This is a genomic window from Ochrobactrum sp. RH2CCR150 (assembly GCA_014138095.1).
GTDB lineage: Bacteria > Pseudomonadota > Alphaproteobacteria > Rhizobiales > Rhizobiaceae > Brucella > Brucella gambitense.
This window is the reverse complement of record JACGXE010000004.1, coordinates 410,461-437,137: the sequence shown is the minus strand read 5'-3', so window position 1 is coordinate 437,137 and position 26,677 is coordinate 410,461. Positions and strand designations below refer to the sequence as shown.

The following is a 26,677-nucleotide window of genomic DNA, read 5'->3' as shown; positions in this document are numbered from 1 at the left end:
GCCATGACGCTTATTGGCATGTATGCCCGACGGATGTGATGTATCTCCCAGACATTACAGCTCGTTTATCTCGCAAAGCCGATATTTCGAACAGAAAGAAGCGCTCGCTATGGCCCAGTTGATCGATGGCAAGAAGCTCGCCGAGGATGTGGTTTCCACGGTGAAGACCGAAACCGAAAAGCTCGTTGCAGCGACCGGCGTTGTTCCCGGTATTGCCGTGGTGATCGTGGGTGAAGACCCGGCGAGCCAGGTCTATGTCGCCTCCAAGGGCCGCAAGGCCAAGGAATGTGGCTTTCATTCCGTTCAGCATGATCTGTCGGAAACAGCGTCGGAGCAGGAGCTTCTCGACCTGATCGAGAGCCTCAATAACGATCCGGCCATTCACGGCATTCTGGTGCAGCTGCCGCTGCCGAAGCACATCGATTCAGGCCGCGTCATCCAGACGATTTCACCGGACAAGGATGTGGACGGTTTCCACTTCATCAATGTCGGCAAGCTGGGCACTGGTGAGGTCGATACGGCTTTCGTTCCCTGCACGCCAGCCGGTGCGATGATCATGATCGAGCGTGTTCATGGCCGCGATCTTTCCGGTCTCAACGCCGTGGTTATCGGGCGTTCCAACATTGTCGGCAAGCCGATGTTCAATCTGCTGCTCGCTGCGAATGCAACGGTTACGGTTGCCCATAGCCGCACCAAGGATCTGCCGGCGATTGCACGCACGGCGGATATTCTGGTTGCTGCAGTTGGCCGTCCGCAGATGGTCAAGGGCGATTGGGTCAAGCCCGGCGCGACGGTTATCGATGTCGGTATCAACCGCATTCAGGCACCGGAAAAGGGCGAGGGAAAAACCCGCCTTGTTGGCGATGTCGATTTTGCGGATGCAGAGAAGGTTGCAGGCGCAATTACGCCAGTTCCGGGCGGTGTTGGCCCGATGACCATCGCTATGCTGATGGCAAATACGCTGACGGCGGCTTGCCGCAGTGTGGGCGTAAAAAAGCCCGCTTTTTGACACAATTGAGAGGCGTTTTTCGCGCCTCTTTATGCAAACTAGTGCGATTTGAGGGGCAAAGCGGTGCAAAACCCGCTTTGCCTTATTTCAGGGGCTAGAAGACCGAAGCGCCTTCATCCGCCCGCCCGGCGATCTGCCGGAAGGCGCGGAACAATTCGCGACCCATGCCGTGTTCGTTGGCAGAAAGGTCGGGGCGCTCTTGAAGTCGGGCGTCGAGTGTCGCCTGATTGATCAAAACTTCCAGCGTACCATTGACCGCATCCACGCGGATAACATCGCCATTGCGGATTTTTCCGATGGCGCCGCCATCGAGCGCTTCCGGCGTGACATGGATCGCGGAAGGAACCTTGCCCGATGCGCCCGACAAACGACCATCGGTGACGAGGGCCACGCGCTGGCCGCGATCCTGCAGGATGCCGAGAACGGTCATCAGCTTGTGCAGTTCCGGCATGCCATTGGCTTTCGGTCCCTGATAGCGAACCACCGCGACGAAATCACCGGTCAGATCGCCTGCCTTGAAGGCAGCCTGCAATTCGGCCTGATCATTGAACACCTTTGCAGGTGCTTCGATCACTTGACGCTCCGGCTTCACGGCGGAAACCTTGATAATCGCATTGCCAATATTGCCCGTCAGTACCTTGAGACCGCCGCTCGGCTGGAATGGCGAATGGATTTTCGCCAGCACCTTGTCGTCGCCGCTCTTTTCAGGAACCGGCTCGCGTATGACGGTGCCGTCAGCGCCAAGCTTTGGCTCGATGGCGTAAGGGCGCAGTCCTTCGCCCCAGACGGTGCGCACATCTTCATGAAGAATGCCGCCGTCGAGAAGCTCGCGGATGAGGAAGCCCATGCCGCCTGCGGCATGGAAATGGTTCACATCGGCAAGACCGTTCGGATAGACGCGGGCAAGCAGCGGCACCACGTCCGAAATCTCGGAAATATCGTGCCAGGTCAGCTTGATGCCAGCTGCCGCAGCCATCGCGATCAGATGGATCGTATGGTTGGTTGAACCGCCGGTGGCATTGAGGCCGATGATGCCATTGACGAAAGACCGTTCGTCCAGCATTTCGCCGACAGGCGTATATTCATTACCGCAGGCCGTGATCGCCAGCGCCCGCTTGGCGGCTTCGCGCGTCAGCGCATCGCGCAGCGGTGTGCCCGGATTGATGAAGGACGCGCCCGGCAAATGCAGGCCCATGATTTCCATCAGCATCTGGTTGGAATTGGCGGTGCCATAGAACGTGCAGGTGCCAGGGCCGTGATAGGACTTGGATTCCGAAATCAGCAGTTCCTCGCGCCCGACCTTGCCTTCTGCATAGAGCTGGCGGGTCTTTGCCTTCTCGTCATTCGGCAGGCCGCTGGTCATCGGACCGGCAGGCACGAAGATTGCAGGCAAGTGACCGAAGGTCAGCGCGCCAATGATCAGGCCCGGCACGATCTTGTCGCAGACCCCGAGATAAACGGCGGCATCGAACATGTCGTGCGACAGGCCGACAGCAGCAGCCATGGCAATGACTTCACGCGAGAACAGCGAAAGTTCCATCCCGGCGAAACCCTGGGTGACGCCATCGCACATCGCTGGCACGCCGCCCGCCACCTGTGCAACGCCGCCCGCATCGCGGGCAGCCTGCTTGATGAGTTGCGGAAAGGTCTCGAACGGCTGATGCGCCGAGAGCATGTCGTTATAGGCGGTGATGATGCCCAGATTCAGCACTTCGTCGCCGGTCAGCGCAGCCTTGTCATGCGGTCCGCAGGCCGCAAAACCATGGGCGAGATTGGCGCAGGCCAGAACCGTGCGGTTCGGCTTTTTCAAGGCCGCCTCGCGCACGCGGCCAATATAGGCCTCGCGGGTTGGTTTGGAGCGTTCACGGATGCGCTCGGTGATTTCCTGAATGCGTTTGTGAGCGGACTGCATGGGCATGGGTATCACCTGTGCCAATCTGGCCTGAATGGAATTTAACTGGTCCAGTAAAGCTGGATGGGGGTGCGGGCATGGTGGAAGACGGCCCGTACCGGCATTTCAAGTTCGTCGTCGCCGGACAGCGCCTTTTCAAGCGTTGCCTGCTTGGCCGCGCCTTCGATGTGAAGCACGAGCATGTCGGCCTCGGCGATGAGCGGCAAGGTCAGTGTCAGGCGCTTTTCGCCCGCACCTTCGGCATGGATTGGCAGAACGAGCGCCCGTGTTGCCGGGTCGATCGCCTGATCGAGCCGGTCGGCATTCGGGAAGAATGATGCGGTATGACCGTCATTACCCATGCCAAGCACCACCACGTCGAAAGGACGGCGCAATGCGTCGATGCGGCTGGCGGCGGCAAGCGCCGCCGTTTCGGCCGTCGCCGCCGGATTATAGAGGCCGATGAACCGAGCCACGCCCGCATGATCGCGCAAAAGATGGTCGCGGACCAGCTTTTCGTTGGAACGATCACTGTCGACGGCCACGAAACGCTCGTCAACGAGGGTAATCGTGACGAGGTTCCAGTCGATCATCTTGCGCGACAGCACCTCGAACAGTTTCAGCGGCGTGGTGCCGCCGGAGACGGCCAGTGTGGCCTGTCCCCGCTCAGCGATTGCGGCTGCCAGCTTGATTGCAATTGCCTCAGAAAGCGATTGCGCCAGTTCCGTTCCGCTGGTGAAGTCGTGCCGTTCGATAGTCATGCTGTTCCTTTCAGGGTCCTTACAACGTTTCGTGCCATGTGCGACCGTCGCGTTCTATCAACGCGATGGACGACGATGGTCCCCACGTCCCTGCGGTGTAACCCTGGACCGGCTGACTGTTCAACTCCCATCCCTGAAGGATCGGATCGACCCAGCGCCATGCGGCCTCGACTTCGTCGCGACGCATAAACAGGGTCTGATTGCCGCGAACCACGTCCATGATCAGCCGTTCATAGGCATCCGGATTGCGTTCGCTGAAGGATTCGGCAAAGCTCATGTCGAGCGGAACGTGACGCAGGCGCATGCCGCCCGGGCCCGGATCCTTGATCATCAGCCACTGCTTGACGCCCTCATCGGGCTGCAGGCGGATGACGAGCTGGTTGGCAATGACCTTGCCAGCGCTTTCACCGAAGATCGAATGCGGGATCGGCTTGAAGGTCACGACGATTTCCGAAACGCGGGTCGCCAGACGCTTGCCTGTGCGCAGGTAGAACGGCACGCCCGCCCAACGCCAGTTGGCGATTTCGGCTTTCAGCGCCACGAAGGTTTCCGTGTTGCTGTTGTCGTTTTCGAGGTCTTCAAGATAACCGCGAACCGGGCCGCCGGCGGATGCGCCCGCGCGATACTGGCCGCGAACCGTTACATCTTCGACATTGGCATTGGTGATGGGCTTCAGCGAGCGCAGCACCTTGACCTTTTCGTCATGCACGGCATCCGCTTCAATCGACGATGGCGGTTCCATGGCAACGAGGCAGAGCAGCTGGAGGATATGGTTCTGCACCATGTCGCGCAGTGCGCCCGCCGTGTTGTAATAACCGGCGCGACCTTCAAGGCCGACCGCTTCGGCGACGGTGATCTGGACATGGTCGATATGGGCGGAGTTCCAGAGCGGCTCATAAAGCGCATTGGCAAAGCGCAGCGCCATCAGGTTCTGCACCGTTTCCTTGCCCAGATAGTGGTCGATACGGAAAATCTGGTCTTCGCGGAACACGCTGCCCAGCGTGTCGTTGAGCGCCATTGCCGAATCCAGATCGCGGCCAATCGGCTTTTCAACGATGATGCGCGTGTCGCGGGTGATGAGGCCATGGCTCTTCAGGCGCGTGGCAATATCGCCGAACAGGGTCGGGCTGACTGCGAGATAAAAAGCGCGAATCTTTTCCGGCTTCTTGCCGATCAGCGTCTTGAGCGCATCCCAGCCTTCTTCGGACTTGGCGTCGACGGCAACATAGCTGAGGCGGGTCAGAAATTCTTCCACCTGCTTTTCGTCGACTTCCGCAGGCTTGACGTGCTCATGAATGGCATCGCGTGCAAACTTGCGATACTCGTCATCGGTCATGGGGCTGCGTGAAGCGCCGATAATGCGCGTCGGGTCGGAGAGCTGGCCTGCACGCTGGCGCTGATACAATGCCGGGATCAGTTTGCGTTCGGCTAGGTCGCCCGAGCCGCCAAAAACGATGCAGTCGAAAGGCTCTACCGGAATAGTCTGGCTGGTCATCTGTCGCTCTCTTCTTTCGTTCGCGCAAATCAGTCTGTCAGTCATAGCCTACTATGACAACGGTGCCATATGCGCGGCCCATCTTTATAATTTAATCGATTTAAATTCAACCGTCCGATTGCCGCATTCTCGTGAATTTGAACTCGGGGGCAAATGTCGGCAAAGTGAAGGGATTAGACCGCGCGCGGAGGCAGCCTGTCGGTTTTGGCGGGTTAACCGCTTATGCACACATGACATGTTCATCTTAAAGCCATATTGGAACAAACAATCGTGTTTCAAGTGATTTGCACACAAAGTCTGAAACGACTTTGTCAAAGGAGAATGACATGAAGAGGCTGCAGGATAAGGTCGCAATCATCACCGGCGCCGGATCGGGTTTCGGTTCAGGCATGGCGCACCGATTTGCAGCCGAAGGCGCGAAAGTCGTACTGGCTGACGTGAATGTGAAGCGCGTGGAAGACGAGCTGGCGCATATCGGCAAGAATGCACTCTCCGTTCAGGCGGATGTATCACGCAAGGATGATGTCGAGCGCGTGGCGCGTGCAGCCTTCGAGGCTTTCGGGCGCATCGACATCATGGTCAATAATGCCGGGTTCACCCATCGCAACATGCCGTTGACCGAGGTGGACGAACACAATTTCGATCTCATCAATGCCGTGAATATGAAGGCGCTTTATTATTCGACGCAGATCGTTGTGCCGATCATGGAGCATCAGGGCGGCGGTGTCATCATCAACACCGCTTCCGCCACCGCGCTGCGTCCGCGCAAGGGGCTGGTCTGGTATAGCGCATCCAAGGGCTGGATTATCAGCGCCACCAAGGCGATGGCGCTGGAGCTGGCCGAGAAGAACATTCGCGTCAATTGCATATGCCCGGCGGAAAGCGACAGCGAAGCGCTGAAGCTGTTTCTGGAAGACGATACGCCGGAAGCGCGTCAGGACCTGAAGGCGACGATCCCGCTTGATCGGTTTTCGACGCCGGAAGATGTGGCCGAAGCCGCCCTTTGGCTCGCATCCGACTCCGCCTCGATGGTGACGGGGACGGCGCTCAGCGTTGACGGCGGCTACTCTATTTAGCTGCCTGCTTCGGCGAGGAAGTCGTCATAAATGGCTTCCAGCCGCTTATGGCGTTCAGCGGCCATGCGCCTTCCGGTTTCCGTCCTGAACCCGGAAGCAAGCTTGAACAGCTTCGTGCGGAAGTGGTCGAGCGCATAGGTTTTATCGTCAAGCGCACGGTCTTCAGCGCGCGGGTCGCGCCAGTCATAAAGGGCGCTTCCCATGCGGCCTGCAATATAAAAACAGCGTGCTGCGCCGATGACGCCAATTGCGTCGAGCCTGTCGGCATCCTGCAAGGTCTGCGCCTCGATAGTCACGGGCTCGATATTGGCGGAAAAACTGTGTGCCTCAATTGCATGAGCGACGCGGGCAATGCGGTCGTCGTCCCAGCCGAGGCTGCGCAGCAGCGCGGATGCCTTGTCGGCAGCAAGGCGCGAGGCCTTATGCCGGTCGGGTGAATTTTTCTCCACACTCACGCAATCGTGCAAAATTGCCGCCGCGCAGAGAATTTCGGCGTCGCCGCCTTCCGCGCTGTGAATAGCCGAGGCATTTTTCCAAACCCGGGCGAGGTGGGACAGGTCGTGCGATCCGTCCTCACCATGTTCCAATGCATGCGGCAGAAGTTCAGCGGCAAGCGTTTCGAAGGGCGCGAAGATATGGTCTGTCATTCAAGGTCTCAGAGAATCAAGGAAACGATGGAGTGACAGCCAGTATCCCCTCGTTACGTCAGTTCTGTGAAGCGCGGCGCAGCACTATCCAGTTATAAAGAGCGCCGAACGCCATCATCAGGCAGGTGCCGAGAAAGACGGCGCGCATGCCGAAATGGCCGCCGACAAAGCCACCTGCTACCGGGCCTGCGACCTGTCCGACATATTGCGCCGAGACCGAATAGCCGAGGATGCCGCCGGCGACACGGTCGGGCACATTGTGCCGGATGACGCTGGTGATGCAGGGCAGGAGGCCGCCCAGCGCCAGCCCCATCAGGAAGCGCAGGCCGATCAGTTGCCATGCTTGCGTGACGAAAGCCTGCGGGATCAGCAACAATGCGGAAACCGCCAGCGCACCGATGATGACATATCTGTGCCCGACGCGGTCGGCCAGCCGACCGAGACGCGACGAAGACAGGATGCTGCCCAGTGCAGCCGCAGCCATTACAACGCCGGAAATCAACGTGACCTTGGTCTGGTCGTCCATCAGTTGCATGACATAGACAGTGATGATCGGCTCGATCGACATATTGGCGAACAGCAGCAGCATGCCCGTCACCAGCATGGCCAGAACCGGCTTTCTGTCGGGGATGGCCGCCCAGATGGATTCCGCCTTCTGCTCCTTGGTCGGTTTCGGCGGCTTGCGCTCTTCGCGGATCAGGAAAGTCGTGGCGAGGAAGGTCAGGAAAATCACGCCGCCCGCCAGCCAGAATGTGGCACGGATGCCGATCAATGGCGGCAATGCGCCGCCGAGCAGCGGCCCGGCCAGATTACCCGCCATGATGCCCGCCGAAAGCGCACCCAGCGCCCAGCCGGTCTTGTCTTTCGGGGTCTGTGTCGCGACGAGGATCATCGAGCCGGAGGAGTAGCCGCCCGCAATGCCGACGAACAGGCGCAGCGCGACCAGCTGCCAGACGCTCGTCACCATGCCGATCAGCGACATGGCGATGGCCATGCCGAGACTGGCGCGGATCAGCATCAGCTTGCGGCCATAACGGTCGCCAAGCTTGCCCCAGAGCGGCGCGACGAAGGCGGCGGCGAGAAAGGTGGCGCCATAGGCGATGCCAGACCACTGCACGATGGCTGCATGATCGGACACGCCAAGCTGTTCCACGTAAAGCGGCAGGAAAGGGAGCAAGAGCGACATGGCGATCAGCGTGGTGAACGAACCGAGGAGGCAAATGAGCAGGTTCTGTTTCCAGTAGCGCTCGTGGTTTTCCTCAGCCTGTTTCGGGCCAGCCATAGGGCCAGCGGAGCCGTCTAAAGCGACGGCGTCCCTGGCGGCAGCTTGGGTCGTACTCATGTCATGTCCTGCGATTGCATCTTGATGTGTGAATGGACGATGCGGGAATGGGATTGTCTTGTATTCCATTTTGGGATACCAAAACGGTATACATGCATGCGCCTGTTGCTTCGCCTTGTCAACTCCCGTCAGGAACAAGGCATTCGCGGCGGGATGAAAAAGGAGACTGGTCGGCAATGTCACAGATGAGGCAAGTGGAAGAGCAACTCCGCGACATGATCCTGGGGCTTGAACTTGGACCGGGTGAACGCGTGACGGAGCGCTGGGTGGAGGCGCAGTTTGCCGCTTCCCGTACGCCGATCCGTGCAGCGCTGCTGCGGCTGGAAGCGGAAGGGCTTGTCTGTCGGGAAGGGCGCGGCTGGACGGTTTCGCCGATCAATCTCAACGAGATCGAACAGATTGGCGTCTATCGCGAAGCGCTGGAGGTGGCGGCGATCCGGCTCACCGCTGCGCTTGAAGACCGCAGCGGCGTCGAGCCGATTGACGCCATGCTGGACAGTTGCGATGCCGAAACCTCGCGTGAGGAATGGCATAGGGTCGGCATGGATTTTCATATCGAACTGGCGCGGCTGTCAGGCAATGAGTTTCTAAGCCGCGGGGTGCGCGATGCAATGCAGCGCCTGTCGCGGGCGCGCTGGCTGGAAGTGCGCGATGAAGCGGCACTTGCCCGCGCCTGGCGCGAACATCACGCGATCCTTGATGCGGTACGCAATGGCGATGCGGATGAGGCGGCAAGGCTGTTGAGCGCCCATCTGGGCGGCAGCCGCGACCGTCTCGTCAGCAGTTTGCACGAAGACCGTCGCGGCCTGAAGGCGCGGGGCTTTGCGGTTATCAGCGCGTGAACTAAAGCATTTCCAGCAAAAGTGCGAAGCGTCTACGCGGGGAAATCAGTCCACTGGATTGATTTCTGATCCCGCTTCGATACGTAGGACAATGCGTAAAAACAAATGGATAGAGCGGTTCCACGATTCCGTTTTAACCGGAACCGTTCTAGCGCCAGTCAGGCAGTTTGTGTCCGCCGCGCGGCAAGCGTGACTGACGCCCTTCCATGAGGCCAAGGTCGCGCAGCAGATAATCAGGTGAGTGTTCGCTGACGACATAGGGCGCTGGTTTGCGCTGAAACAGGCGCGTGAAAAGGTGGTGCCAGCCAGTGGCTGCTTTATCGGCAGGGCCAGACGCAGTGCAGACCCCTGCAAGGGCTGGTGCATTTATCTCGATGTTTTGCATGGTTCCGGCTTTGCTTTTGTGAGCTGTGGGAGGTAGCTCAGTTCAATTCTGCCTATAGATATGGCCGGAAAAGCTGTTGTTTTCCAATTGAACGTCGATTACCATGCATAAGGAGAACTTATGTATCATGGTGTCGTCGCTTCCCCCTTTATCCGCCATTCGCGTCTTTGAATCCGCATCCCGGCATGCGAGCTTTACCAAGGCTGCGGAAGAGCTTGGCATGACGCAGGCTGCTGTCAGCTATCAGATCAAGATGCTGGAGGAGCGGGTCGGCGCCCCCTTGTTCCTCCGCATGCCGCGACAAGTGAAACTGACCGAACTTGGCGAGCGACTGGCGCCGTCCATCACCGAAGCCTTTGAAACAATGCGCACGGCTTTCGCGACCTTGCGGGAGGATACGGAAGGTGTTCTCTCGATCAGCGTCGTGGCCACTTTCGCAGCCAACTGGCTGGTGCAGCGCCTTGGCTCGTTCCAGATGGAGCATCCGCTTCTGGCCGTGCGGCTCGACTCCAACGACAGACTGGTCGATTTCACCCAGAGCGAGGTTGATCTGGCGGTCCGCACCGGCACTGGCGACTGGCCGGGACTGGTCAGTCATGAGCTGATCAAGGCGCAGTTCACACCCATGTTGAGCCCGAAGCTTGCGGCGAGCATTGGCGGGGTGCGCGAACCGGCCGACCTGTTGCGCCTGCCCCTCATTGATGCGGGCGATCCGTGGTGGAGGCAGTGGTTCGAAGCCGCTGGCGTTCCCGATCCGCAATTGCAGGGCCATGCGCAGAACCGCCTGGGCACCCAGCTTCTGGAAGGGCGGGCGGCCATAGCCGGACTCGGCGTGGGCATCCTGACGCCCGCTTTTCACACCGTGGAAATAGAGGCCGGACTGTTGCTCCAGCCATTTGATCTTTTGCACGACGATGGGCGTTCCTATTGGCTGGTCTATCCGGAATCCCGCCGCAACATGCCGAAAATCCGGGCTTTTCGGGAATGGATATTGGGAGAACTTGGAAAATAACGGCTGCTGGCAAAATTTTTTTGCCCGCATGTCACATTCAGCGTTGCTGGCTCGTCATGTCTTTCGAACCGCCAAATTAAACCCGAAAGGAACGAGACCATGACTGCTACGCTGAACCCATTCAATGTTGCTCCTGCCCTGATGAAGTCCTGGATGAACACCTCGCAGGCCGTCGCCTCCAGTCTGGAAGGAAGCCTGATCGAACTGGTCAAAATCCGCTCATCGCAGATCAATTCCTGCGCAAACTGCATCAACATGCATACGATTGAGGCTCGTTCGCTGGGTGAAACCGAACAGCGCATTTATTTGCTCTCGGCCTGGCAGGAAGCGCCGTGCTATTCTGACCGCGAGCGCGCTGCGCTTGGCTGGGTGGACGCGCTGACACGCCTTTCGCAGGGGCACGATCTCGCCGAAGCGCGCAAGGCCTTGCAGGCGCAGTTTACGGAGGGGGAACAGGTGAATCTCACGCTGATGATCAATATTATCAATGGCTGGAACCGCATGGCCGTTGGCTTCAGCCTCTGGTTCGATCCGGCGGCAGCAAAGGCCACCGCCCAGAAGGCCGCCGCCGAGGCGGTCGCCTGATGGTGGGCAAGCAGGCTCATGACGACGCAGCGGAGATTTTCGATCCGCTGCGTTCGAAACTGATCCGCGTCGCCTATCGCATGCTCGGCTCGGTGGCCGATGCGGAGGATATGGTGCAGGAGGCGTTCATCCGCTGGATGAACGCCGATCGCAGCGAAGTGCGCGAGCCGGAAGCCTTCATGCGGCGCACGGTGACGCGGCTTTGTCTTGACCGGCTTAAATCCGGCCAGCGGCAGCGCGAAACCTATTTCGGCCCATGGATCCCAGATCCGGTGATCGAGGAGGAAGAGGAAGACGAGGATGTGACCTTGCCGCTGATGCTGGCGCTGGAGCGGCTTTCACCGCTGGAGCGCGCGGCCTTTCTGCTGCACGATGTCTTCGGTCTCGACTTCGACGAAATCTCGAAAACAATCCAGCGTGATGTGGCGGCCTGCCGACAACTCGCGGCCCGCGCGCGCAAACATGTTCGCGAGGAACGCCCGCGATTTCAGGTCGACAAGCAGCACGGTCTTGAACTGGCGCAGGCTTTTTTCACGGCTTCACGCAGCGGCGACATGAATGCGCTGGGCACCATGTTGGCCGCCGATGTGCACATGCATGCGGATGGCGGCGGAAAACGCCCGGCCTTCCCGAAGCCGATTTTCGGATTTACCGATGTGATGGAAATTCACGTGAAGCTTGCTGGCTATTTCAGCGCCAACGGTTCGAAGCTTTTGCGCACCACCTTTATTAATGGTCTGCCGGGCTTCATCTCGCTTGAATCGGATGGCCAGATCCAGACCACTGCGCTCGATATCGAAGACGGAAAGATTGCGGCTATCTATGTCGTCCGCAATCCCGACAAGTTACAGCACCTGCATTGAAGTGCGTTGCCGCTAGCCGATCAGGTAGCGGCAAAGACCGGCAGCGCTGATGCCGATGATTACGGTCGGCAGCATGGAGAAGCGCGTGGCGGCAAGAATGGTGATCGCCAGCGCCAGAAGATCGGCGGGTTTGTCGGACACAAAATCCGGTGCGATGACTGATATCAGCACGCAGCCGGGTGCGGCTTCCATCACAGCCGTGGCCCGTTTGCTGAGCGTGCGATTGCGCAGCAGCACATAGCCGCCGATGCGGGTGAGATAGGTGACGCTGGCCATCAAAACGATGGTGAGAACGGCTAACGGATCGATCATTCTTCACCTGCCAGAAGATAGGCGGCAACGAGGCCGGACAATGCGCCAGCGGCGACATACCATGCGCCGGGAATGGTGAGATAGGTAACGGCGGCGACGACAAGGCTGACCAGCCAGGGGCGCGCTGCGGCAAAGCCCTTCCACATGCCTGCCAGCAGCACCAGAAACACTGCCGGAAACGCCATGTCGAAACCATAGGGGCGTAAATCGCCCATCATCGGGCCAAAGGCCGCGCCAAGCGTGGTGAAAAGCACCCACGCGATGTAGAACGGGATGGCGACGCCCGCATAAAATTTAAGACTCAGCGCCGGATTGACACCCTTCGCCTGACGGCGCTTCGCATCGGCGAGGCCGAGCGCCCAGCTTTCATCGCACATCAGAAACAGGCTGGCGAAAGCCTTGCGCTTCGGCAGATGGCGGATGAAAGGTGCAAGCGCGGCGCCCATCAGCAGATGGCGGCTGTTGACCAGAAGCGTGATCGCGACGATGAGCAGGACGTGCGGCGGCGAGGTCCAAAGCTGGATGGCCGCAAATTCCGAGCCGCCTGCGAAATTCAGACCGGTCATCAACGGCACTTCAACGACGCTGAGACCCTTCTGTGCAGCCTGCGCGCCCAGAACCAGAGCATAGGGAATAATGCCAAGCAAAACCGGCAGTCCGGCGGCTGCACCCCGCCAGAATTCAGATCTGTGTCCGGATTTGCTTTGTTGAGGCGCATAGGCCTGTGAAATATCCATAAAATTCCCGTTGGGGGGCCTCGCGGCTGCCCCTTGTCTGTTACTCCAGAGCGGTTCCCGTTTTTACGAAACCGCTCTGTCCATTTTTTTCACGCATTATCCGACGCGAAACCGCTTCGTACTTTTGCTGGAAATGCTTGAGCATCTTTGCCTGAGAGCGAACGAGAATATAGCCAATGTCTTGAGCAATCGGGTTGCAAAGATTGGTCAATTGCAGCAATATTTGGCAGTTAATGCCAACAATATGGGCATAAATGGAATTGATGGCCAATGAAGCTGGACGAGATCGACAAGCGGATTCTGCGCGTACTGCAACGCGACGGGCGTATCGCCAACAATGATCTGGCTCGAGAGGTCGGCCTGTCGCCGTCGCCCTGTCTCCGGCGGGTGAAGCTTCTGGAAGAAGCGGGCGTGATCGACCGCTATGTCGCGGTGCTCAATCCGGCCAAGATCGGCAAGGGGCTGACCTTCTTCACCCGCATTCGGCTGGACAGGCAGGACGAGGAGACGCTTCAGGAATTTGCGCGCGAGATATTGAAGTTGCCGCAGGTGCTCGAATGCTATTTCATGTTGGGCGATTACGACGCGATGATCCGTGTGGTCGCCGCTGATATTGAGGAATATCGGCGGTTTCAGTCGGAATATCTAAGCCGCATCAAGGGTGTGCAGAACCTCAAGACGGACGTCCCCAGCCAGACCGTCAAGCAGACCTCTGCAATGCCACTCTAGGGCACTCTAGGACCGCTTCAGGCATTCCTGGTGCGCGGTTCAGGAAGCAGCAGCAGGCTTAAAAGCGCGACTGCGGAGAGGAACGCTCCGGCGAGGAAGGTTGACGACGAGCCATAGGCTTCCCATAGCCAGCCAGCGCCGACATTTCCCGCCAGCATGACAAAGCCGGTGATTACGTTGAATATGCCGAAGGCGGTGCCCTTGAGATGGGCGGGTGCGGTATCGGCGATAAGCGTCGCCAGAATGCCTTGCGAAAAGCCCATATGCAGCCCCCACAGGACAATGCCCGCCAGAAACGGGTAAATCGACGTCGAATGGGCGATCACCAGATCGGCGGCGACAAGAAAGCCAAGGCTTGCGGCAAGCAGGCCCTTGCGACCCATCCTGTCCGACAGATTGCCGACGGGATAGGCGGTCAGCCCATAGACCGCATGCATGACAACCATGGTGATTGGCACCCAAGCCGCGGCAAAACCGGCTTCCTGCGCTTTGAGCAGCAGAAATGCTTCACTGAACCGCGCAAGCGTCAGGATCGACGCGACAGCGATGACGATCCACACGGCGGCATTGAGTTTCCCTGTATCGGCAAAGCGGGGAAAGCCTTTCGAACGCGCAGGCGGTGTTTCCGGTTCGCGAATGCCGACGATCAGAAGTGCGACGGCGATGAAGGCCGGGATGGCGGCAATCCAGAAGATCGTGACGATGCTGCCGCCTGTTGCGAGCATCAAGCCGATAGCGACAAGCGGACCGACAAAGCCGCCGACTGTATCAAGCGACTTGCGCAAGCCGAATGCTGCGCCGCGAATTTCCGGCGGCGTAACGTCGGCAATGAGGGCATCGCGCGGTGTGCCGCGTATGCCCTTGCCGACACGGTCAATGGCTTTGGCGGTCGCGATGCCGCCTGCAGTCGTGGCAAGTGGAAAGATCAGCTTGGAGAGGGCAGCGAGCCCATAACCCGCCACGGCAAGGGGCTTTCGGCGGCCTGTCCAGTCGGATATGACGCCGGAGAAAAGCTTGGTCATCGTGGCGATGGCGACCGACAGTCCTTCGATAAACCCGACCATCATCGCGGACGCACCCAATCCCGCCACCAGATAAAGCGGTAGCAGTGTCTGTACCATTTCCGACGAAATATCCATCAACAGGCTGACGAAACCCAAAATCCACACAGTCGAGGGGATTGCGGTTTTCTTGTCGGTGGAAGCTGAACCGGTCGCCATGCAGAAAATCCGAATCTGTCGAAGGACTATCAGCCAGATAACACAGTTCGATCAAATATGAGCGACAGTCTCACATTATTTGAGGTAGGCGCGAACCACATCCACTAGTTCGCCAGCGCCTTCGTCGCGCTCTTTCTGCTGCAGGTCACCATCGGCGACATGCATCAGAATGTGATCCTCGATCACCTCCGCCATCAGCCCGTTCACCGCGCCGCGCACACCGGCAATCACCTGCATGACTTCAGAACAACCCTTTTCCTCTTCAAGCATCCGCTCCACACCCTCAAGCTGCCCGCGAATGCGGCGCACGCGGTTGATAAGCTTCTGCTTTTCGCGGATGGTATGGGTCATGGCTGCTCCTGAATAGTCGATCGGTCAGGCGGGGCGGGCTTCCACCTCCACCGTCACATGCGACAAATCGTGGATCGCTGCAAGCTTCTTGCGGTAATAGGACGGCGCCTTCGGGCTTGCAGTGACAATCGATACGATGGCGCCGTGATGCCCCGGTCCAAGCTGCCAGACATGCAGGTCGGCAATCTCGCCGCCTTCCTTCGCAATGATTTCGCTGATCTCTTCGGGCAGGTCCTCGCCTTCGGGAATGTAGTCGAGAAGCGTTGCACCCGCATCGCGAATGAGGCCCCATGACCAGCGCGCAATCACCAATGCGCCGACAATGCCAATCGCCGGGTCGAGCCATAACCAGCCGTAAAGGCTGCCGAGAAGAAGGGCGACAATCGCCAGTACCGAGGTCAGCGCGTCGGCCAGCACGTGGACATAAGCGGCGCGCAGGTTCTGGTCGTGACCCTTTTCATTCCCGTGGTGGTGGTGCGCGTGATCGTCCTTCAACAACCATGCGCAGACGAGATTGACCGCGAGGCCGACACAGGCGACCAGAATGGCTTCATGGAAATCGATGCTCACCGGAGCACTGAAGCGCTGGAAACTTTCCCAGCCGATGAGCAGTGCGATCAGGGCCAGAACGATGGCGCTGGCAAAGCCTGCCAGATCGCCGAGCTTGCCGGTGCCGAAGGTGAAGCGCGGATTGTTGGCATGCTTGCGGGCATAGAGATAGGCCAGCGCTGCAATGAGCATCGCCGCCGCATGGGTGGACATGTGCCAGCCATCGGCAACCAGTGCCATGGAACCATAGAGGTTCCCGGCAACGATCTCGATCACCATCATCGCAGCGGTAATGGCAATGACGATCCACGTGCGCCGCTCGTTGCGCTGGTGGTTATCACCCAGAAACACATGCTCGTGCCGCGCTTCTAACTGACGTTCATGCGGGTGCGGATGAGGGTGTCTGTGCGAATGATTATGATCGCCGTGCGGATGATGCGTGCTCATGTTGCCGCCTCCTAATAAAATAGGGGGGTATACTATTTTTGGAGTTTAGACAAGCGGCAGAATCGTGGGCTGCAAGCGGCGCCACTTAATCTCGATCAGTTCGCGAAGCTTTGTGGCACACGAGAAAACGCCGAAAATCTCCCCCTTTGGAGGTAGGCTCTACGCCTGTTTGCCGAGGATTTCGTCCGTTTTGCCGGAATATTCAGCGCGGAATGATCAGCTAAGATCAGAACCGTAGTCTTGGGGCAAAGCGATCGAAACGACGAATTTCCACGCAATGGCGAGCGTCGTTTCGGGTTTTCAATCTGCGCATCGTGCTTTGCAAAACTCCGCACTGGTTTTCAGGCCGATGTTCAACCGCATTTCCGGCAAAAGCGCGCGGCGCTTCGCTGACGATGCGTCGTAACAGACAGATGGAGCGGAGGGATTTATGTCGACAGAACAACAAAACAGGCATTCACCGCGCAACCGAGCGCGACGCCATTTTCTGGGCGTGGCGGGGGCTGCCGCCGCAAGGGCCGCAGCGATTGGCGCACTCGCGTCGTCGCTAACAACGCCAGCCCGCGCCTTGGGAACCAAATGGTGGGAGGATGGCGGTAGCGACGGCGGTAGCGGCGGCACCAATTGTCTGCTGAAGGGGACGCTGGTTGAAACCATGAGCGGACCGGTTGCCGTGGAAAACCTCGCCGTTGGCGACCTTGTCGTGACTGCTGATTGCAAGGTCGTGCCGGTGAAATGGGTCGGCTGGCAGCGATACAGAAAGGGCGGTGCCGAATGGGGTGAAGACGTGATGCCGATCCGCATTGCCAGCCATGCGCTCGACCGCATGACACCGCGTCGCGATCTTTATCTATCACCCAATCATGCGCTTTTCATCGACGGCGTTTTGATCCGCGCCAAGGATCTGGTGAATGGACGATCGATTACCCGTGTGGCGATGGATCAATCCATCGATTACTACAATGTTCTCCTCGACAGCCATGAGGCGATATTTGCCGAAGGGGCTGCGGTTGAAACCTATCTGCAGCTTGGCGACAGCTATAAGAGCTTCATGAATTTTGCCGAGTATCAGCAGCTCTATGCAGACGAGCCGAACATCGTGATGCAGCCCTTCGCGCCGATCATGGGTTACGAGGGCGGACGTGAACATATGCGCGCATTGTTGTGTCTCAGCGGCATGTTGCCGATGCGTGATGTGGTGGAAGAGACCTATCAGCGTCTGGCTTTGAGGGCCGGGGAGCGCGCTGCTTAGCACTACAGTTGCATTCTTCGCCATGCCGGGCTGCAACGAGCAATTTCCTGCGCGCCGGTGCTCACGTACCCAAAAGTACGCTCCGCGCCGGTGCTCGAAAATCACTCGTTTCGCCACGGCCTGACGAATTTGCAATTGTAGTGTGAGAGCGTGTTTCACACTTTTCGGGATGTGCTTTTAGGGGAGCGGCCTGCAAAAATGCAGGCCGAAGAAAGGCGAGGCGCCCATTGGCGCCTCGCCTCTATTTTTATAGACGATCCATCAGTGCGTACCATGACAGCGCAAGGAAGAGGAGCGGCGCGCGGAGTGTGCGTCCGCCGGGGAAGGCCGGAATGCGCAGTTCTTCAAACAGTTTGAGCTTCTCGAGCTTGCCGGAAATGCTGTCCGCATAGAGCTTACCCATGAAATTCGCCAGCATCACACCATGGCCGGAATAGCCGCCTGCCGAAATGACGCCCGGCATGACTTCGCGGACAAAAGGCTGGCGCGGCATGGTTATGCCGACCGAACCGCCCCAGGCATGGGTGATCTCGACATTGGCAAGCGCGGGATAGATTTCCGCGATCTGGCGGCGAATATGCGTGCTGATTTCACGCGGATTGTCTGCCGTATAGGCTTCGCGACCGCCAAACAGCAGGCGTCCGTCTTTCGAGCGGCGGAAATAGCGGACCACAAAGCGGGAATCGTCGATCGACTCGCCACCTGGTATGACCGGGCTGTCATCGCCAAGCGGCACTGTCGCGCCGATGAAGGAGCGGATCGGCATGACATGCGATGCGCTGATCGGCTCCAGCGTGCCGCCATAGGCATTGACGGCGATGAAGGCGTTTTTCGCAACAATCGTGCCGCGTGTCGTCGCGACTTCCACGCGCCCGCTGGTCGTGGTTATCCCGGTTGCCCTGGTATTCTCATAGAGCTTCGCGCCAGCGGCTTTTGCCGCCTTGGCGGTGCCGATGAGCAGCTTCAGCGGGTGTATGTGGCCGGTTCCGGCATCGTAGACGCCGCCGTGATAGCGGCTGGACCCCAGCAAGGCTGCCGTTTCATCGCGCCCGATGAAACGCAAATGCGGGTAGTTGAAGCGGCTCTGCATCAGTTCCGCGTGGCGCTCATATTGCTTGAGATAGCGCGGCTTGTGCACGACGGAGATTTGGCCGGGCACATAGTCCATATCAATCTGGTGCTCGCTCGCGAAGGCCAGCAGATGGGCTTTCGCCTCTTCGGCAACGTCGAACAGGGCCTTGGCGCGCTCAAAGCCATATTCGGCTTCCAGCTCTTCTGCCCATGTGCGCTGGCCGGTGCCGAACTGGCCGCCATTGCGGCCCGATGCGCCGTCGCCGAAACGTTCGGCTTCGATCAGAACCACATCCGCGCCCTGTTTCGCCAGTTGGTAGGCAGCGGAAAGTCCCGTATAGCCGCCGCCGATGATGACGACATCGGCCTGCCGCGAACCGTCAAGCTCTGAATATTCAGGCCGCTCCGGCACACTCGCTTCATACCACGAGAGGCCGGGGGAGATTGGGGACTGGTAGGGCATCGGCGATTCCGCGTGCTTTAAGGGATTAAGGGAGTAGGGGAGTATGTTAGCCGTCCGATAGTTTGCGAATGAGAAGTCTAAGCAATTTTCCAATACTCTCACTCTTCGCCATAATTGGATCGATGGTATCTTGTTTGATAAATCCCAATCTCTCAGCAATCAGTATGTGGGTTTCCACTTCTTTCAACGAACCTTGCGCAATGCGCAAAAACTGCTGATAAGCGCCACGTGTATCCCGCCCGTAACCTTCCGCTATATTCGCCGGAACTGATACTGCAGCGCGACGCACCTGACTTGTCAGTCCATAGATCTCTTCTTTCGGCCATATCTCCGTAGATTTATAGACTGCCGTTACCAGCTCCATTGCTTGCTGCCATGCAAGAATATCGCGATATGAATTGATTGTCATATATATGCCCCCGCATATTTCCTACTCCCCTACTCCCCTACTCCCCTAACCTACACATTGAGCAACAGGAACTCACGTTCCCACGGGCTGATGACTTCCATGAAGGTTTCGAACTCGGCGCGCTTGATGGCGGCATAGGTCGTGACGAAGGAACTGCCGATCAGATTGCGCAGTTCGTCGTCCTTTTCGAACAATTCCACAGCATCGATCAGGCCGCGCGGCAGTTCCACTTCCTTGGTGTTGACGCTTGTCGTTGCGGGTTGTTCCGCCTCGACCTTGTTGACGAGACCGATCAGGCCGCAGGCCAGCGAAGCCGCCAGCGCCAGATAAGGATTGGCGTCGGAGGAGGGGATGCGGTTTTCCACGCGGCGCGCATTGGGGTCGGAGCGCGGAACGCGGAACGCTGTCGTGCGGTTGTCGTAGCCCCATTTGACGTTGACCGGCGCGGAGGCATCCGGCGTCAGGCGACGATAGGAATTCACATAGGGCGCAAACATCACCAGAGCATTCGGCACGTGGCGCTGCATGCCGCCGATAAAGTGGCGGAACGCCTCGCTTTCGCTGCCATCTTCATTGGTGAAAATGTTGCGGCCCGTCTTCTTGTCGATGATCGACTGGTGGATATGCATCGCCGAGCCTGGCTGACCCTGAATGGGCTTGGCCATGAAGGTGGCATACATGTCATGTTTGAGCGCCGCCTCGCGGATCGTGCGCTTGAACAGGAAAACCTGATCGGCCAGTTCGACAGGATCGCCGTGGCGCAGGTTGATTTCCAGCTGACCGGCGCCTTCTTCGTGGATCAGCGTGTCGATCTCCAGACCCTGACCTTCGGAGAAGTGGTAGATATCGTCGATGAGTTCGTCAAATTCGTTGACGCCCGCAATCGAATAGCCTTGTCCGCCGCCGATGGCGCGGCCCGACCGGCCGACCGGCGGGGTCAGCGGATAATCCGGGTCGGGGTTCTTGCGCACCAGATAGAATTCGATTTCCGGTGCCACGACCGGCTTCAGGCCGCGCTTGTTGTAAGCTGCAACGACATTGCGCAGCACGTTGCGCGGGGTGAATTCAACGGCGCGCCCGTCCTGATAGACCAGATCGCAGATCACCTGCGCTGTCGGATCGCTTTCCCAAGGAACAGCCGACAGGGTGGAAAGGTCGGGCAATAGTCGCAGATCGCCATCGTCTTCCGGATAATGGAAGCCGTAGCCGTCTTCGGGGTAGTCGCCGGAAATTGTCGTCATGAAGACAGCCGACGGCAGCGCCAGCGATGTGTTGGACGTGAATTTCTTGGACGGCATCATCTTGCCGCGCGCAACCCCCGCTTGATCGGGGGTGATGCATTCGATGTCTTCGATATCCCGCCAGGCTAGCCATTCGGTTGCCTGCTTCCAGTTCTTCACCCCGCGCAGGGATTTGACATAGGCAGGCGTACGGCGACGCGGCGCACGCGTAACCTTCTTTTCCGTCGTATCAGCAGACATCCATCACCAGAAAATGATTTCGATATACGCATGATAGCTGCGTCGGCTGTGGTTGACAAATGGGGGCAGCAGGCTTTTTTGGATATCGGAAAACTGCCGCTATTTGGGCAACAGGGCTCTGCTTTCAAAGGCCGAACCGTGCCTTCAAACTGCGAAAATGGGCTTTAAGCTCGTCAGCGAGAAGGCTGTCCAGTTCCCGAACATGGCTGAGCGCCTGCAAGCCAACCTGCTTGATCTGTTCCATCGTCAGGCCGCTCGCTTTGAGTGCCGCGAGGCCTTTCAACAAAGCGCCGATTCTCTCGCCCGCCAAATTGCTGGCGGCATTGGCAACCCAGCTCAGCAGGCCGCCTTCCGCGTTTTTGGTCATGACGTCATTGGTGTTAGCCAGTTCTTCAGCGCCCGGAATTTTGGCGAACAGGCGTGCGCCAAGATCAGGTCTTTCGTGCTGAACGACGGAAAACATGATCCCTGCAACGCGTTCGGCGACCGCAGGGTCGATGCCGGTCTTTAGAGCGACACTATCAATGAAAGACTGAACCGTCATTTTTATCCTGCGCGATCATGGCTGTGTTGAACGCACAAGATGATCGGGATCGGTGCAGCATTCTACGGGCAGAAAATACAGGATTGTGATGGTCTTCCTGCTCGCCATTCGCGGTCAGAAGGGTGTATAGCCTGTTTAGTCCCGCTTTATTTGCGGATCGCTTTGCTCCCGGACTGAAATACTATGATCGTTCGCCCGCGCCCGCCCTTGTGGCAGCTCTTCTTTATCGTCAAAGGCTCCATTGTGGTGCGTATACTGCCGCAGATATGCGCAGTATTTCTGCTGTCGATGCTCGTTGTGGCGGGGCATCATGCCTTTCCGGGCTGGGTGCCCGCATTCAACAACGGTACGCCTTTCGCCTTGCTGGGTATTGCGCTCTCGATCTTTCTCGGCTTTCGCAACAATGCTTGTTACGACCGCTGGTGGGAAGCGCGCAAAATCTGGGGCAAGTTGGTCTATACGACGCGTAATCTCGCGCGCCAGACGATGTTTCTGGATGTCGTGCCGGGTGCAGAAGGCGCACGCGCCAGATTGCTGCATTACAGCATAGGGTTTTCTCAGGCGATGGTTGTCCATCTTCGTCCGGGCAACAGCACCGCAAAGCGGGATAAATGGCTGTCAGCGGATGAACGTGCCGCCGTGGCCGCGAGCCGCAACGGACCTGACTTCATCCTGCGCAAGCTCGGTGGTGTGCTGGCCGGTCTGCGGGCAAAAGGCGATATCCAGCCGATCGATTTCCAGACCCTCGACAATTCGGTCAGTGCGCTGGCGGAGATACAGGCGGCATGCGAGCGGTTGCGCTTCACGCCTGTGCCTTTCGGCTATACGCTGCTTTTGCACCGCACGGCTTATCTGTTCTGTTTCTTCATTCCGTTCGGCTTTGCCGACATGCTGGGCTGGGGCACACCTTTTGCGACGACGCTGGTGGCCTATACATTCTTCGGCCTCGATGCGCTGGGCGATGAACTGGAAGAGCCTTTCGGTGTCTTGCCAAATGTTCTGCCGATAGAGGCAATTGCCGATACGATTGAAATCAACCTGCGGGAAGCCCTGGGGGAGGTCAATCTGCCGGACCTCCCGCGGCCTGTCGATTATCTGCTGATGTGAGATCGGTGCTTTCGGTGCTTCGTTATCGTCCCGATTTGCGCGGATCGCATAGTTCCCGATCAGTGATGCAGATTGGAAGTTTCAGATCGACAGAGTCTGGAGCAGATGCTTGCCGCATCCCCGCTTGGCCCGCAGCAGCGTTTTGAACAACAGAAAATTCTGAGCCGAATGCCAAGGGTATGAGCACTATTGTAAGAAATACGAGCAGGGCGTTCAAATGGCTATCCTTGAGTTTTGTTCGGTGTGTCGGAACATCTACGCGCTGATGCAACAGGAAAGCCCCCTTATGGCGGCTTTCCCGATTGTCAGCTGTTATGAGATCCAGCAAGCGGGATCGAAGAAGCCATTATCGTAAAAACAGAAAAAATCGTTGATAAGGCCGCGGGAAGATTGTTCGTGATGGTTGATCGAGGTCAATTCTTGCGCAATCGAATGATTGGCTTGTGTAATTGTCGCAATATAGACAATTGAAACAAGTAATATGTATTTCTTCATTTTCCTCTCCATTTGTATTTCTGCGCTTTTATTAAAAACATGGATTAAATTATACTTCGATATCCAATATTGAATTAATTTTATATTCGCAATTATGCGAAATTTGGAGAATGAAGGATTTTTTGAAACGGACGCGCGGTCTAAAAAAATCCCCGGCTGAAGGGGCAGCCAGGGAGCGGAGTGAAGACGAAGAAGGCATTGGGTGAGGGTGGTCAAAGCCTTTTGAAAGCAATGACCGGGATGGGTTGTCTGCCGTCGCCAACGGCAAGATCAAGAAGCACGGTGGCGACGGCGATTGTCAGGATCGTGATCATTTGTCGTGGGTGACGATAACGGGGATCAGAAGATCACCCCAGTTGCCGTCTCCACCATGATGCCGTGCGGAGCGGACCAGTTCCACCGAAACGCCTGCCTCGACCGCCTTCATGACGGTGTAGTTGAGGCGATGCAGATCGTTGGCGAGCATACGGATAACGGTCTGCTGATCCGTGGACATGCTTGACGATTGTTCTTCTGCTCTTTCCTTGACGCGTGCTGGCGAATTCATGGAACTGTTCCTCCTGTTTGATTACTGACTGCTACTCGGCAGCCGGTCTGAACTGTGCTGTTTCAGTCGATTCCTTCATGGCGGTGGTCGAAGACTGGCCGCCGGTGATTGCGAGCGATACGGCATCGAAATAGCCGGTGCCGACTTCGCGCTGATGCTTGGTCGCGGTGTAGCCATTGGCTTCAGCTGCAAATTCCGCCTGTTGCAGTTCGGAATAGGCTGCCATCTGCCGGTCCTTGTAGCCGCGTGCCAGTTCGAACATGCCGAAGTTGAGCTGGTGAAAACCGGCCAGCGTGATGAACTGGAACTTGTAGCCCATCGCGCCCAGCTCACGCTGGAACTTGGCAATCGTGGCGTCGTCGAGGTTCTTCTTCCAGTTGAACGACGGCGAGCAGTTATAGGCGAGCTTCTTGCCCGGATGCGCCTTGTGCACGGCTTCCGCGAAGCGGCGAGCCTGTTCGAGATCGGGCTTGGATGTTTCCATCCAGATCAGATCGCAATAAGGCGCATAGGCAATCGCACGGGCGATACATGGCTCGATGCCGTTCTTCACCTGATAGAAGCCTTCCGCCGTGCGGCCCGCATCGTAATCAACGAAGGGCTGATCGCGCTCGTCGATATCCGAGGTCAGAAGCTTGGCAGCTTCCGCATCCGTGCGGGCGATGACCAGCGTGGCCGTTCCCATCACGTCTGCCGCAAGGCGCGCCGCGTTGAGGTTGCGGATATGCGCTGCCGTCGGGATCAGAACCTTGCCGCCAAGATGGCCGCACTTCTTTTCCGAAGCGAGTTGGTCTTCATAATGCACGCCTGCCGCACCGGCCTCGATGAAGGCTTTCATGATTTCAAAGGCGTTCAGCGGGCCGCCAAAACCTGCTTCGGCGTCGGCAACAATGGGTGCAAACCAGGTGTCGACCGAAAGTCCGTTGCCTTCAGCGGTTTCGATCTGGTCGGCGCGCTGCAAGGTCTTGTTGATGCGCTTGGCCAGTTCCGGGGCCGCATTGGCCGGATAAAGCGACTGGTCCGGATACATGGCTGATGCCGTGTTGGCATCTGCTGCAACCTGCCAGCCGGAGAGGTAGATCGCCTTCAGTCCGGCGCGAACCATCTGCATGGCCTGATTGCCGGAAAGTGCGCCCAGCGCATTGACGAAATCTTCCTCATTGATCAGCTTCCAGAGGCGGTTCGCGCCCATTTCAGCCAGCGAATACTTGATCTCCACCGAACCACGCAGCCTCTTTACATCTTCGGCCGTATGCGCACGTTCGATACCGTCGAAACGACCCTTGGGCGCCGAAGGAATAAGGCTGTAAAAATCTGTCATTTCGGTGTCTCCTCACACTTGTCACTGGTTCTCGAAGAGCGGTTAGTCGCTGCTCTTTCTGTGACTGAATTTACATTCGCATTGAGTGGTGAGCCAGAAAAAGCAGCAAAAGCGCTCAAAAATTGAAGTTAAGCTGTCGGATATTTGACGAAGGCACTCTGTAAATTTGTAAAGATTGTCAAAGCGTGACTTTGCAGCTATTTTGTCATGAATTGTAAAACTCGCCATTGCGGGTTTGGGAGGACGGAGTTGAGCGAACGCAAGATTTTTGCCGGGCCGCGCATCAGGCGCATTCGCAACGAGCGGTCCCTGACGCAGACGGCCATGGCCGAGGCGCTTGGCATTTCGCCGTCTTATCTCAATCTGATCGAGCGCAACCAGCGGCCCTTGACGGTGCAGCTGTTGTTGCGGCTCGCCAGCGTTTACAAGCTCGATCTGGATAGTTTGCAGGCCGAAAGCGGCGCGACGATCACCGGATTGAAGGAAGTATTTTCCGATCCGCTTTTGACCGGCGAATTGCCGGGCGATCAGGAGCTGGTGGAAATCGGCGAAGCCGCGCCCAACGCCGCAGTTGGCATCATCAAGCTCTACCGGGCCTATCGCGAGCAGCAGCAGCGCCTGTCTGATCTGTCGCAATTGCTGTCTCATGAGGGAAGTGCGGCGCAGCTATCCGCCACACGCCTGCCGCTGGATGAAGTGCGCGATGTCATGGCGCGACGTCCCAATCACTATCCACGTATCGAAGAAGAGGCGGAGAGCTTTTTCGCGCTGTTGAAACCGGATGGCGATCTGTCGGCAGCCTTGAAAGAATGGCTGCGGCGCGAACATGGCATTACAGTGCGCACATTGCCGGTCGCGACCATGCCCAACTGGCGCAGGCGCTATGATCGCCATTCGCAACGCCTGTTCATTTCAGAACGTCTGTCGCCCTTCGATCAGTTGCAGGAGATCGCCATGGAAGCGGCGCTCATCCGTATGCAGGTGGTGATCGGCGCGGAGACGGAAGGGCTGAAACTATCGTCCGGTGAAGCAAAGCGTATCGCCCGGTTCGAGCTGGCGCGTTATGCCGCTCAGGCGTTGATGATGCCCTATCGCCAGTTTCGCGATGCCGCAGTGCGGATGCGCTATGATGTCGATGCATTGCGCTCGCGGTTCGGGGTCTCGTTCCAGCAGGCGGCGAGCCGTCTCACCACCTTGCAGAGGCAGGGGGCGAGCGCTCTGCCGTTTTTTGTGATGGAAATCGACCATGCCGGTAACCGGTTGCGCGTCGCAGGCGCCGAGGGCTTTCCGACGCGCTTTGGCGGGCAATGTCCCAAACTGCCGGTCTATGCGGCTTTCGCGCAGGCTGGTCAGGTGCTGGTCGAACCAACGGAACTGCCGGACGGCACCGCATTTCTGACCGTCGCGCGCACTTTGGAAGGGCCGCAAGGCGCATTCAATGAGCGTCCGCGCCGCACCGCTATCCTGCTGGGCTGCGCGCTGGAGGCGGGGGAGGAAACCGTTTACGGCGCAGCGATCGCAACGGCGGGCAATACCGAGATTGGTCCGGCTTGTCGTCTGTGCGAGCGGCAAGGCTGCGTCACCCGTGCCGAGCCGCCTTTGACCCGCCCTTTGGGGCTGGATGAAATGGTGGCGGGGCTATCGGCCTTCGATTTCCAGTAGAGGCGCGATATTTCGGCTCAGCACAGCCAAAATCTCATCACCCCCTAGCAGCGTTCAGGTTGCAATTTTTTA

Annotated in this window: 27 protein-coding genes; 10 read left to right on the top strand and 17 right to left on the bottom strand. The window is 58.2% G+C overall.

Going from position 1 to position 26,677, the window contains the following annotated elements; genetic code table 11:
- The first annotated feature begins 109 nt into the window (after positions 1 to 109).
- Entirely contained in the window at positions 110 to 1,009 is a 900-nt protein-coding gene (folD, locus tag FHW03_RS11880) for a bifunctional methylenetetrahydrofolate dehydrogenase/methenyltetrahydrofolate cyclohydrolase FolD (protein ID WP_182520800.1), read from the top strand.
- A gap of 94 nt (positions 1,010 to 1,103) precedes the next feature.
- On the opposite strand, the gene edd is transcribed toward folD, so the two are convergent.
- Genes edd through zwf form a run of 3 tightly spaced genes read right to left on the bottom strand, consistent with a single transcriptional unit; the run spans position 1,104 to position 5,156 of the window.
- Positions 1,104 to 2,927, bottom strand: coding sequence for a phosphogluconate dehydratase (gene edd, locus FHW03_RS11875; RefSeq protein WP_182520799.1), 1,824 nt, complete (start codon positions 2,925 to 2,927; stop codon positions 1,104 to 1,106).
- A gap of 35 nt (positions 2,928 to 2,962) precedes the next feature.
- The gene (gene pgl, locus FHW03_RS11870) at positions 2,963 to 3,661 is read right to left on the bottom strand and encodes a 6-phosphogluconolactonase (RefSeq protein ID WP_182520798.1); all 699 of its coding nucleotides are present in this window, start codon (positions 3,659 to 3,661) and stop codon (positions 2,963 to 2,965) included.
- Positions 3,662 to 3,680: 19 nt separating this feature from the next.
- Entirely contained in the window at positions 3,681 to 5,156 is a 1,476-nt protein-coding gene (gene zwf, locus FHW03_RS11865; RefSeq protein WP_182520797.1) for a glucose-6-phosphate dehydrogenase, read from the bottom strand.
- 326 nt (positions 5,157 to 5,482) lie between these two features.
- Here zwf and FHW03_RS11860 point away from each other — a divergent pair, with 326 nt between their 5' ends.
- Positions 5,483 to 6,232 (top strand): SDR family oxidoreductase, encoded by a 750-nt coding sequence (locus FHW03_RS11860; protein ID WP_182520796.1) that lies wholly within the window; start codon positions 5,483 to 5,485, stop codon positions 6,230 to 6,232.
- Here the strand turns inward: FHW03_RS11860 and FHW03_RS11855 are convergent.
- Entirely contained in the window at positions 6,229 to 6,879 is a 651-nt protein-coding gene (locus FHW03_RS11855; protein WP_182520795.1) for an HD domain-containing protein, read from the bottom strand. The two genes, FHW03_RS11860 and FHW03_RS11855, sit on opposite strands and share 4 nt — an antisense overlap.
- 58 nt (positions 6,880 to 6,937) lie before the next feature.
- Positions 6,938 to 8,221: a multidrug efflux MFS transporter gene (locus tag FHW03_RS11850; protein ID WP_138784927.1), complete on the bottom strand. Its 1,284-nt coding sequence runs from the start codon at positions 8,219 to 8,221 to the stop codon at positions 6,938 to 6,940.
- A 176-nt stretch (positions 8,222 to 8,397) separates the two neighbouring features.
- Between FHW03_RS11850 and FHW03_RS11845 the strand changes: the two genes are divergently transcribed.
- The gene (locus tag FHW03_RS11845) at positions 8,398 to 9,063 is read left to right on the top strand and encodes a GntR family transcriptional regulator (protein ID WP_182520794.1); all 666 of its coding nucleotides are present in this window, start codon (positions 8,398 to 8,400) and stop codon (positions 9,061 to 9,063) included.
- Positions 9,064 to 9,211: 148 nt separating this feature from the next.
- On the opposite strand, the gene FHW03_RS11840 is transcribed toward FHW03_RS11845, so the two are convergent.
- Complete coding sequence (locus tag FHW03_RS11840; RefSeq protein WP_182520793.1) at positions 9,212 to 9,448, bottom strand: hypothetical protein; 237 nt, start codon at positions 9,446 to 9,448, stop codon at positions 9,212 to 9,214.
- 127 nt (positions 9,449 to 9,575) lie between these two features.
- On the opposite strand from FHW03_RS11840, the gene FHW03_RS11835 reads away from it, so the two are divergent.
- The 3 genes from FHW03_RS11835 (at position 9,576) to FHW03_RS11825 (ending at position 11,908) form a co-directional block, all read left to right on the top strand.
- On the top strand, positions 9,576 to 10,460 hold the full coding sequence (locus FHW03_RS11835; RefSeq protein WP_182520792.1) for a LysR substrate-binding domain-containing protein: 885 nt from the start codon (positions 9,576 to 9,578) through the stop codon (positions 10,458 to 10,460).
- A gap of 99 nt (positions 10,461 to 10,559) precedes the next feature.
- Positions 10,560 to 11,045: a carboxymuconolactone decarboxylase family protein gene (locus FHW03_RS11830; RefSeq protein WP_182520791.1), complete on the top strand. Its 486-nt coding sequence runs from the start codon at positions 10,560 to 10,562 to the stop codon at positions 11,043 to 11,045.
- Positions 11,045 to 11,908 (top strand): sigma-70 family RNA polymerase sigma factor, encoded by an 864-nt coding sequence (locus tag FHW03_RS11825; protein ID WP_182520790.1) that lies wholly within the window; start codon positions 11,045 to 11,047, stop codon positions 11,906 to 11,908. The genes FHW03_RS11830 and FHW03_RS11825 overlap by 1 nt, the downstream gene beginning before the upstream one ends.
- Positions 11,909 to 11,920: 12 nt before the next feature.
- Here the strand turns inward: FHW03_RS11825 and FHW03_RS11820 are convergent, their stop codons facing one another.
- On the bottom strand, positions 11,921 to 12,220 hold the full coding sequence (locus FHW03_RS11820; RefSeq protein WP_078339808.1) for an AzlD family protein: 300 nt from the start codon (positions 12,218 to 12,220) through the stop codon (positions 11,921 to 11,923).
- The gene (locus FHW03_RS11815; protein ID WP_182520789.1) at positions 12,217 to 12,957 is read right to left on the bottom strand and encodes an AzlC family ABC transporter permease; all 741 of its coding nucleotides are present in this window, start codon (positions 12,955 to 12,957) and stop codon (positions 12,217 to 12,219) included. The genes FHW03_RS11820 and FHW03_RS11815 overlap by 4 nt, the downstream gene beginning before the upstream one ends.
- A gap of 270 nt (positions 12,958 to 13,227) precedes the next feature.
- Between FHW03_RS11815 and FHW03_RS11810 the strand changes: the two genes are divergently transcribed.
- On the top strand, positions 13,228 to 13,686 hold the full coding sequence (locus FHW03_RS11810; protein ID WP_109367034.1) for an Lrp/AsnC family transcriptional regulator: 459 nt from the start codon (positions 13,228 to 13,230) through the stop codon (positions 13,684 to 13,686).
- A 17-nt stretch (positions 13,687 to 13,703) separates the two neighbouring features.
- On the opposite strand, the gene FHW03_RS11805 is transcribed toward FHW03_RS11810, so the two are convergent.
- The 3 genes from FHW03_RS11805 to dmeF form a co-directional block, all read right to left on the bottom strand.
- On the bottom strand, positions 13,704 to 14,906 hold the full coding sequence (locus FHW03_RS11805) for an MFS transporter (RefSeq protein ID WP_182520788.1): 1,203 nt from the start codon (positions 14,904 to 14,906) through the stop codon (positions 13,704 to 13,706).
- A gap of 75 nt (positions 14,907 to 14,981) precedes the next feature.
- Complete coding sequence (locus tag FHW03_RS11800; RefSeq protein WP_182520787.1) at positions 14,982 to 15,257, bottom strand: metal/formaldehyde-sensitive transcriptional repressor; 276 nt, start codon at positions 15,255 to 15,257, stop codon at positions 14,982 to 14,984.
- 24 nt (positions 15,258 to 15,281) lie between these two features.
- Positions 15,282 to 16,253 (bottom strand): CDF family Co(II)/Ni(II) efflux transporter DmeF, encoded by a 972-nt coding sequence (dmeF, locus tag FHW03_RS11795; protein WP_182520786.1) that lies wholly within the window; start codon positions 16,251 to 16,253, stop codon positions 15,282 to 15,284.
- A 430-nt stretch (positions 16,254 to 16,683) separates the two neighbouring features.
- Between dmeF and FHW03_RS11790 the strand changes: the two genes are divergently transcribed.
- Entirely contained in the window at positions 16,684 to 17,505 is an 822-nt protein-coding gene (locus FHW03_RS11790) for a Hint domain-containing protein (RefSeq protein ID WP_182520785.1), read from the top strand.
- Positions 17,506 to 17,752: 247 nt separating this feature from the next.
- Here the strand turns inward: FHW03_RS11790 and FHW03_RS11785 are convergent, their stop codons facing one another.
- The 4 genes from FHW03_RS11785 to FHW03_RS11770 form a co-directional block, all read right to left on the bottom strand.
- Positions 17,753 to 19,039 carry an FAD-binding oxidoreductase gene (locus FHW03_RS11785; protein ID WP_182520784.1) on the bottom strand — a complete coding sequence of 429 codons (1,287 nt, stop codon included), beginning with the start codon at positions 19,037 to 19,039 and terminating at the stop codon, positions 17,753 to 17,755.
- Between the two features lie 46 nt (positions 19,040 to 19,085).
- Entirely contained in the window at positions 19,086 to 19,448 is a 363-nt protein-coding gene (locus tag FHW03_RS11780) for a four helix bundle protein (protein ID WP_151591800.1), read from the bottom strand.
- Between the two features lie 50 nt (positions 19,449 to 19,498).
- On the bottom strand, positions 19,499 to 20,929 hold the full coding sequence (locus tag FHW03_RS11775; protein WP_182520783.1) for a glutamine synthetase family protein: 1,431 nt from the start codon (positions 20,927 to 20,929) through the stop codon (positions 19,499 to 19,501).
- 124 nt (positions 20,930 to 21,053) lie between these two features.
- A complete protein-coding gene (locus FHW03_RS11770; RefSeq protein ID WP_182520782.1) occupies positions 21,054 to 21,473 on the bottom strand; it encodes a DUF2267 domain-containing protein in 420 nt (139 codons plus the stop codon).
- 183 nt (positions 21,474 to 21,656) lie between these two features.
- On the opposite strand from FHW03_RS11770, the gene FHW03_RS11765 reads away from it, so the two are divergent.
- Entirely contained in the window at positions 21,657 to 22,580 is a 924-nt protein-coding gene (locus FHW03_RS11765) for a bestrophin family protein (protein WP_182520781.1), read from the top strand.
- Between the two features lie 805 nt (positions 22,581 to 23,385).
- Here FHW03_RS11765 and FHW03_RS11760 read toward each other — a convergent pair.
- Positions 23,386 to 23,622 carry a hypothetical protein gene (locus FHW03_RS11760; protein WP_078339793.1) on the bottom strand — a complete coding sequence of 79 codons (237 nt, stop codon included), beginning with the start codon at positions 23,620 to 23,622 and terminating at the stop codon, positions 23,386 to 23,388.
- 31 nt (positions 23,623 to 23,653) lie between these two features.
- Complete coding sequence (gene aceA, locus FHW03_RS11755; RefSeq protein WP_182520780.1) at positions 23,654 to 24,943, bottom strand: isocitrate lyase; 1,290 nt, start codon at positions 24,941 to 24,943, stop codon at positions 23,654 to 23,656.
- A gap of 249 nt (positions 24,944 to 25,192) precedes the next feature.
- Here aceA and FHW03_RS11750 point away from each other — a divergent pair, with 249 nt between their 5' ends.
- Positions 25,193 to 26,605, top strand: a complete 1,413-nt coding sequence (locus tag FHW03_RS11750; RefSeq protein WP_182520779.1) for a helix-turn-helix domain-containing protein — start codon at positions 25,193 to 25,195, stop codon at positions 26,603 to 26,605.
- The last annotated feature ends 72 nt before the right edge of the window (positions 26,606 to 26,677 follow it).

Coding starts and splice junctions, on each gene's coding strand:
- folD (WP_182520800.1), top strand. CDS start 110: ATGGCCCAGTTGATCGATGGCAAGAAGCTCGCCGAGGATGTGGTTTCC.
- edd (WP_182520799.1), bottom strand. CDS start 2,927: ATGCCCATGCAGTCCGCTCACAAACGCATTCAGGAAATCACCGAGCGC.
- pgl (WP_182520798.1), bottom strand. CDS start 3,661: ATGACTATCGAACGGCACGACTTCACCAGCGGAACGGAACTGGCGCAA.
- zwf (WP_182520797.1), bottom strand. CDS start 5,156: ATGACCAGCCAGACTATTCCGGTAGAGCCTTTCGACTGCATCGTTTTT.
- FHW03_RS11860 (WP_182520796.1), top strand. CDS start 5,483: ATGAAGAGGCTGCAGGATAAGGTCGCAATCATCACCGGCGCCGGATCG.
- FHW03_RS11855 (WP_182520795.1), bottom strand. CDS start 6,879: ATGACAGACCATATCTTCGCGCCCTTCGAAACGCTTGCCGCTGAACTT.
- FHW03_RS11850 (WP_138784927.1), bottom strand. CDS start 8,221: ATGAGTACGACCCAAGCTGCCGCCAGGGACGCCGTCGCTTTAGACGGC.
- FHW03_RS11845 (WP_182520794.1), top strand. CDS start 8,398: ATGTCACAGATGAGGCAAGTGGAAGAGCAACTCCGCGACATGATCCTG.
- FHW03_RS11840 (WP_182520793.1), bottom strand. CDS start 9,448: ATGCAAAACATCGAGATAAATGCACCAGCCCTTGCAGGGGTCTGCACT.
- FHW03_RS11835 (WP_182520792.1), top strand. CDS start 9,576: ATGGTGTCGTCGCTTCCCCCTTTATCCGCCATTCGCGTCTTTGAATCC.
- FHW03_RS11830 (WP_182520791.1), top strand. CDS start 10,560: ATGACTGCTACGCTGAACCCATTCAATGTTGCTCCTGCCCTGATGAAG.
- FHW03_RS11825 (WP_182520790.1), top strand. CDS start 11,045: ATGGTGGGCAAGCAGGCTCATGACGACGCAGCGGAGATTTTCGATCCG.
- FHW03_RS11820 (WP_078339808.1), bottom strand. CDS start 12,220: ATGATCGATCCGTTAGCCGTTCTCACCATCGTTTTGATGGCCAGCGTC.
- FHW03_RS11815 (WP_182520789.1), bottom strand. CDS start 12,957: ATGGATATTTCACAGGCCTATGCGCCTCAACAAAGCAAATCCGGACAC.
- FHW03_RS11810 (WP_109367034.1), top strand. CDS start 13,228: ATGAAGCTGGACGAGATCGACAAGCGGATTCTGCGCGTACTGCAACGC.
- FHW03_RS11805 (WP_182520788.1), bottom strand. CDS start 14,906: ATGGCGACCGGTTCAGCTTCCACCGACAAGAAAACCGCAATCCCCTCG.
- FHW03_RS11800 (WP_182520787.1), bottom strand. CDS start 15,257: ATGACCCATACCATCCGCGAAAAGCAGAAGCTTATCAACCGCGTGCGC.
- dmeF (WP_182520786.1), bottom strand. CDS start 16,253: ATGAGCACGCATCATCCGCACGGCGATCATAATCATTCGCACAGACAC.
- FHW03_RS11790 (WP_182520785.1), top strand. CDS start 16,684: ATGTCGACAGAACAACAAAACAGGCATTCACCGCGCAACCGAGCGCGA.
- FHW03_RS11785 (WP_182520784.1), bottom strand. CDS start 19,039: ATGCCCTACCAGTCCCCAATCTCCCCCGGCCTCTCGTGGTATGAAGCG.
- FHW03_RS11780 (WP_151591800.1), bottom strand. CDS start 19,448: ATGACAATCAATTCATATCGCGATATTCTTGCATGGCAGCAAGCAATG.
- FHW03_RS11775 (WP_182520783.1), bottom strand. CDS start 20,929: ATGTCTGCTGATACGACGGAAAAGAAGGTTACGCGTGCGCCGCGTCGC.
- FHW03_RS11770 (WP_182520782.1), bottom strand. CDS start 21,473: ATGACGGTTCAGTCTTTCATTGATAGTGTCGCTCTAAAGACCGGCATC.
- FHW03_RS11765 (WP_182520781.1), top strand. CDS start 21,657: ATGATCGTTCGCCCGCGCCCGCCCTTGTGGCAGCTCTTCTTTATCGTC.
- FHW03_RS11760 (WP_078339793.1), bottom strand. CDS start 23,622: ATGAATTCGCCAGCACGCGTCAAGGAAAGAGCAGAAGAACAATCGTCA.
- aceA (WP_182520780.1), bottom strand. CDS start 24,943: ATGACAGATTTTTACAGCCTTATTCCTTCGGCGCCCAAGGGTCGTTTC.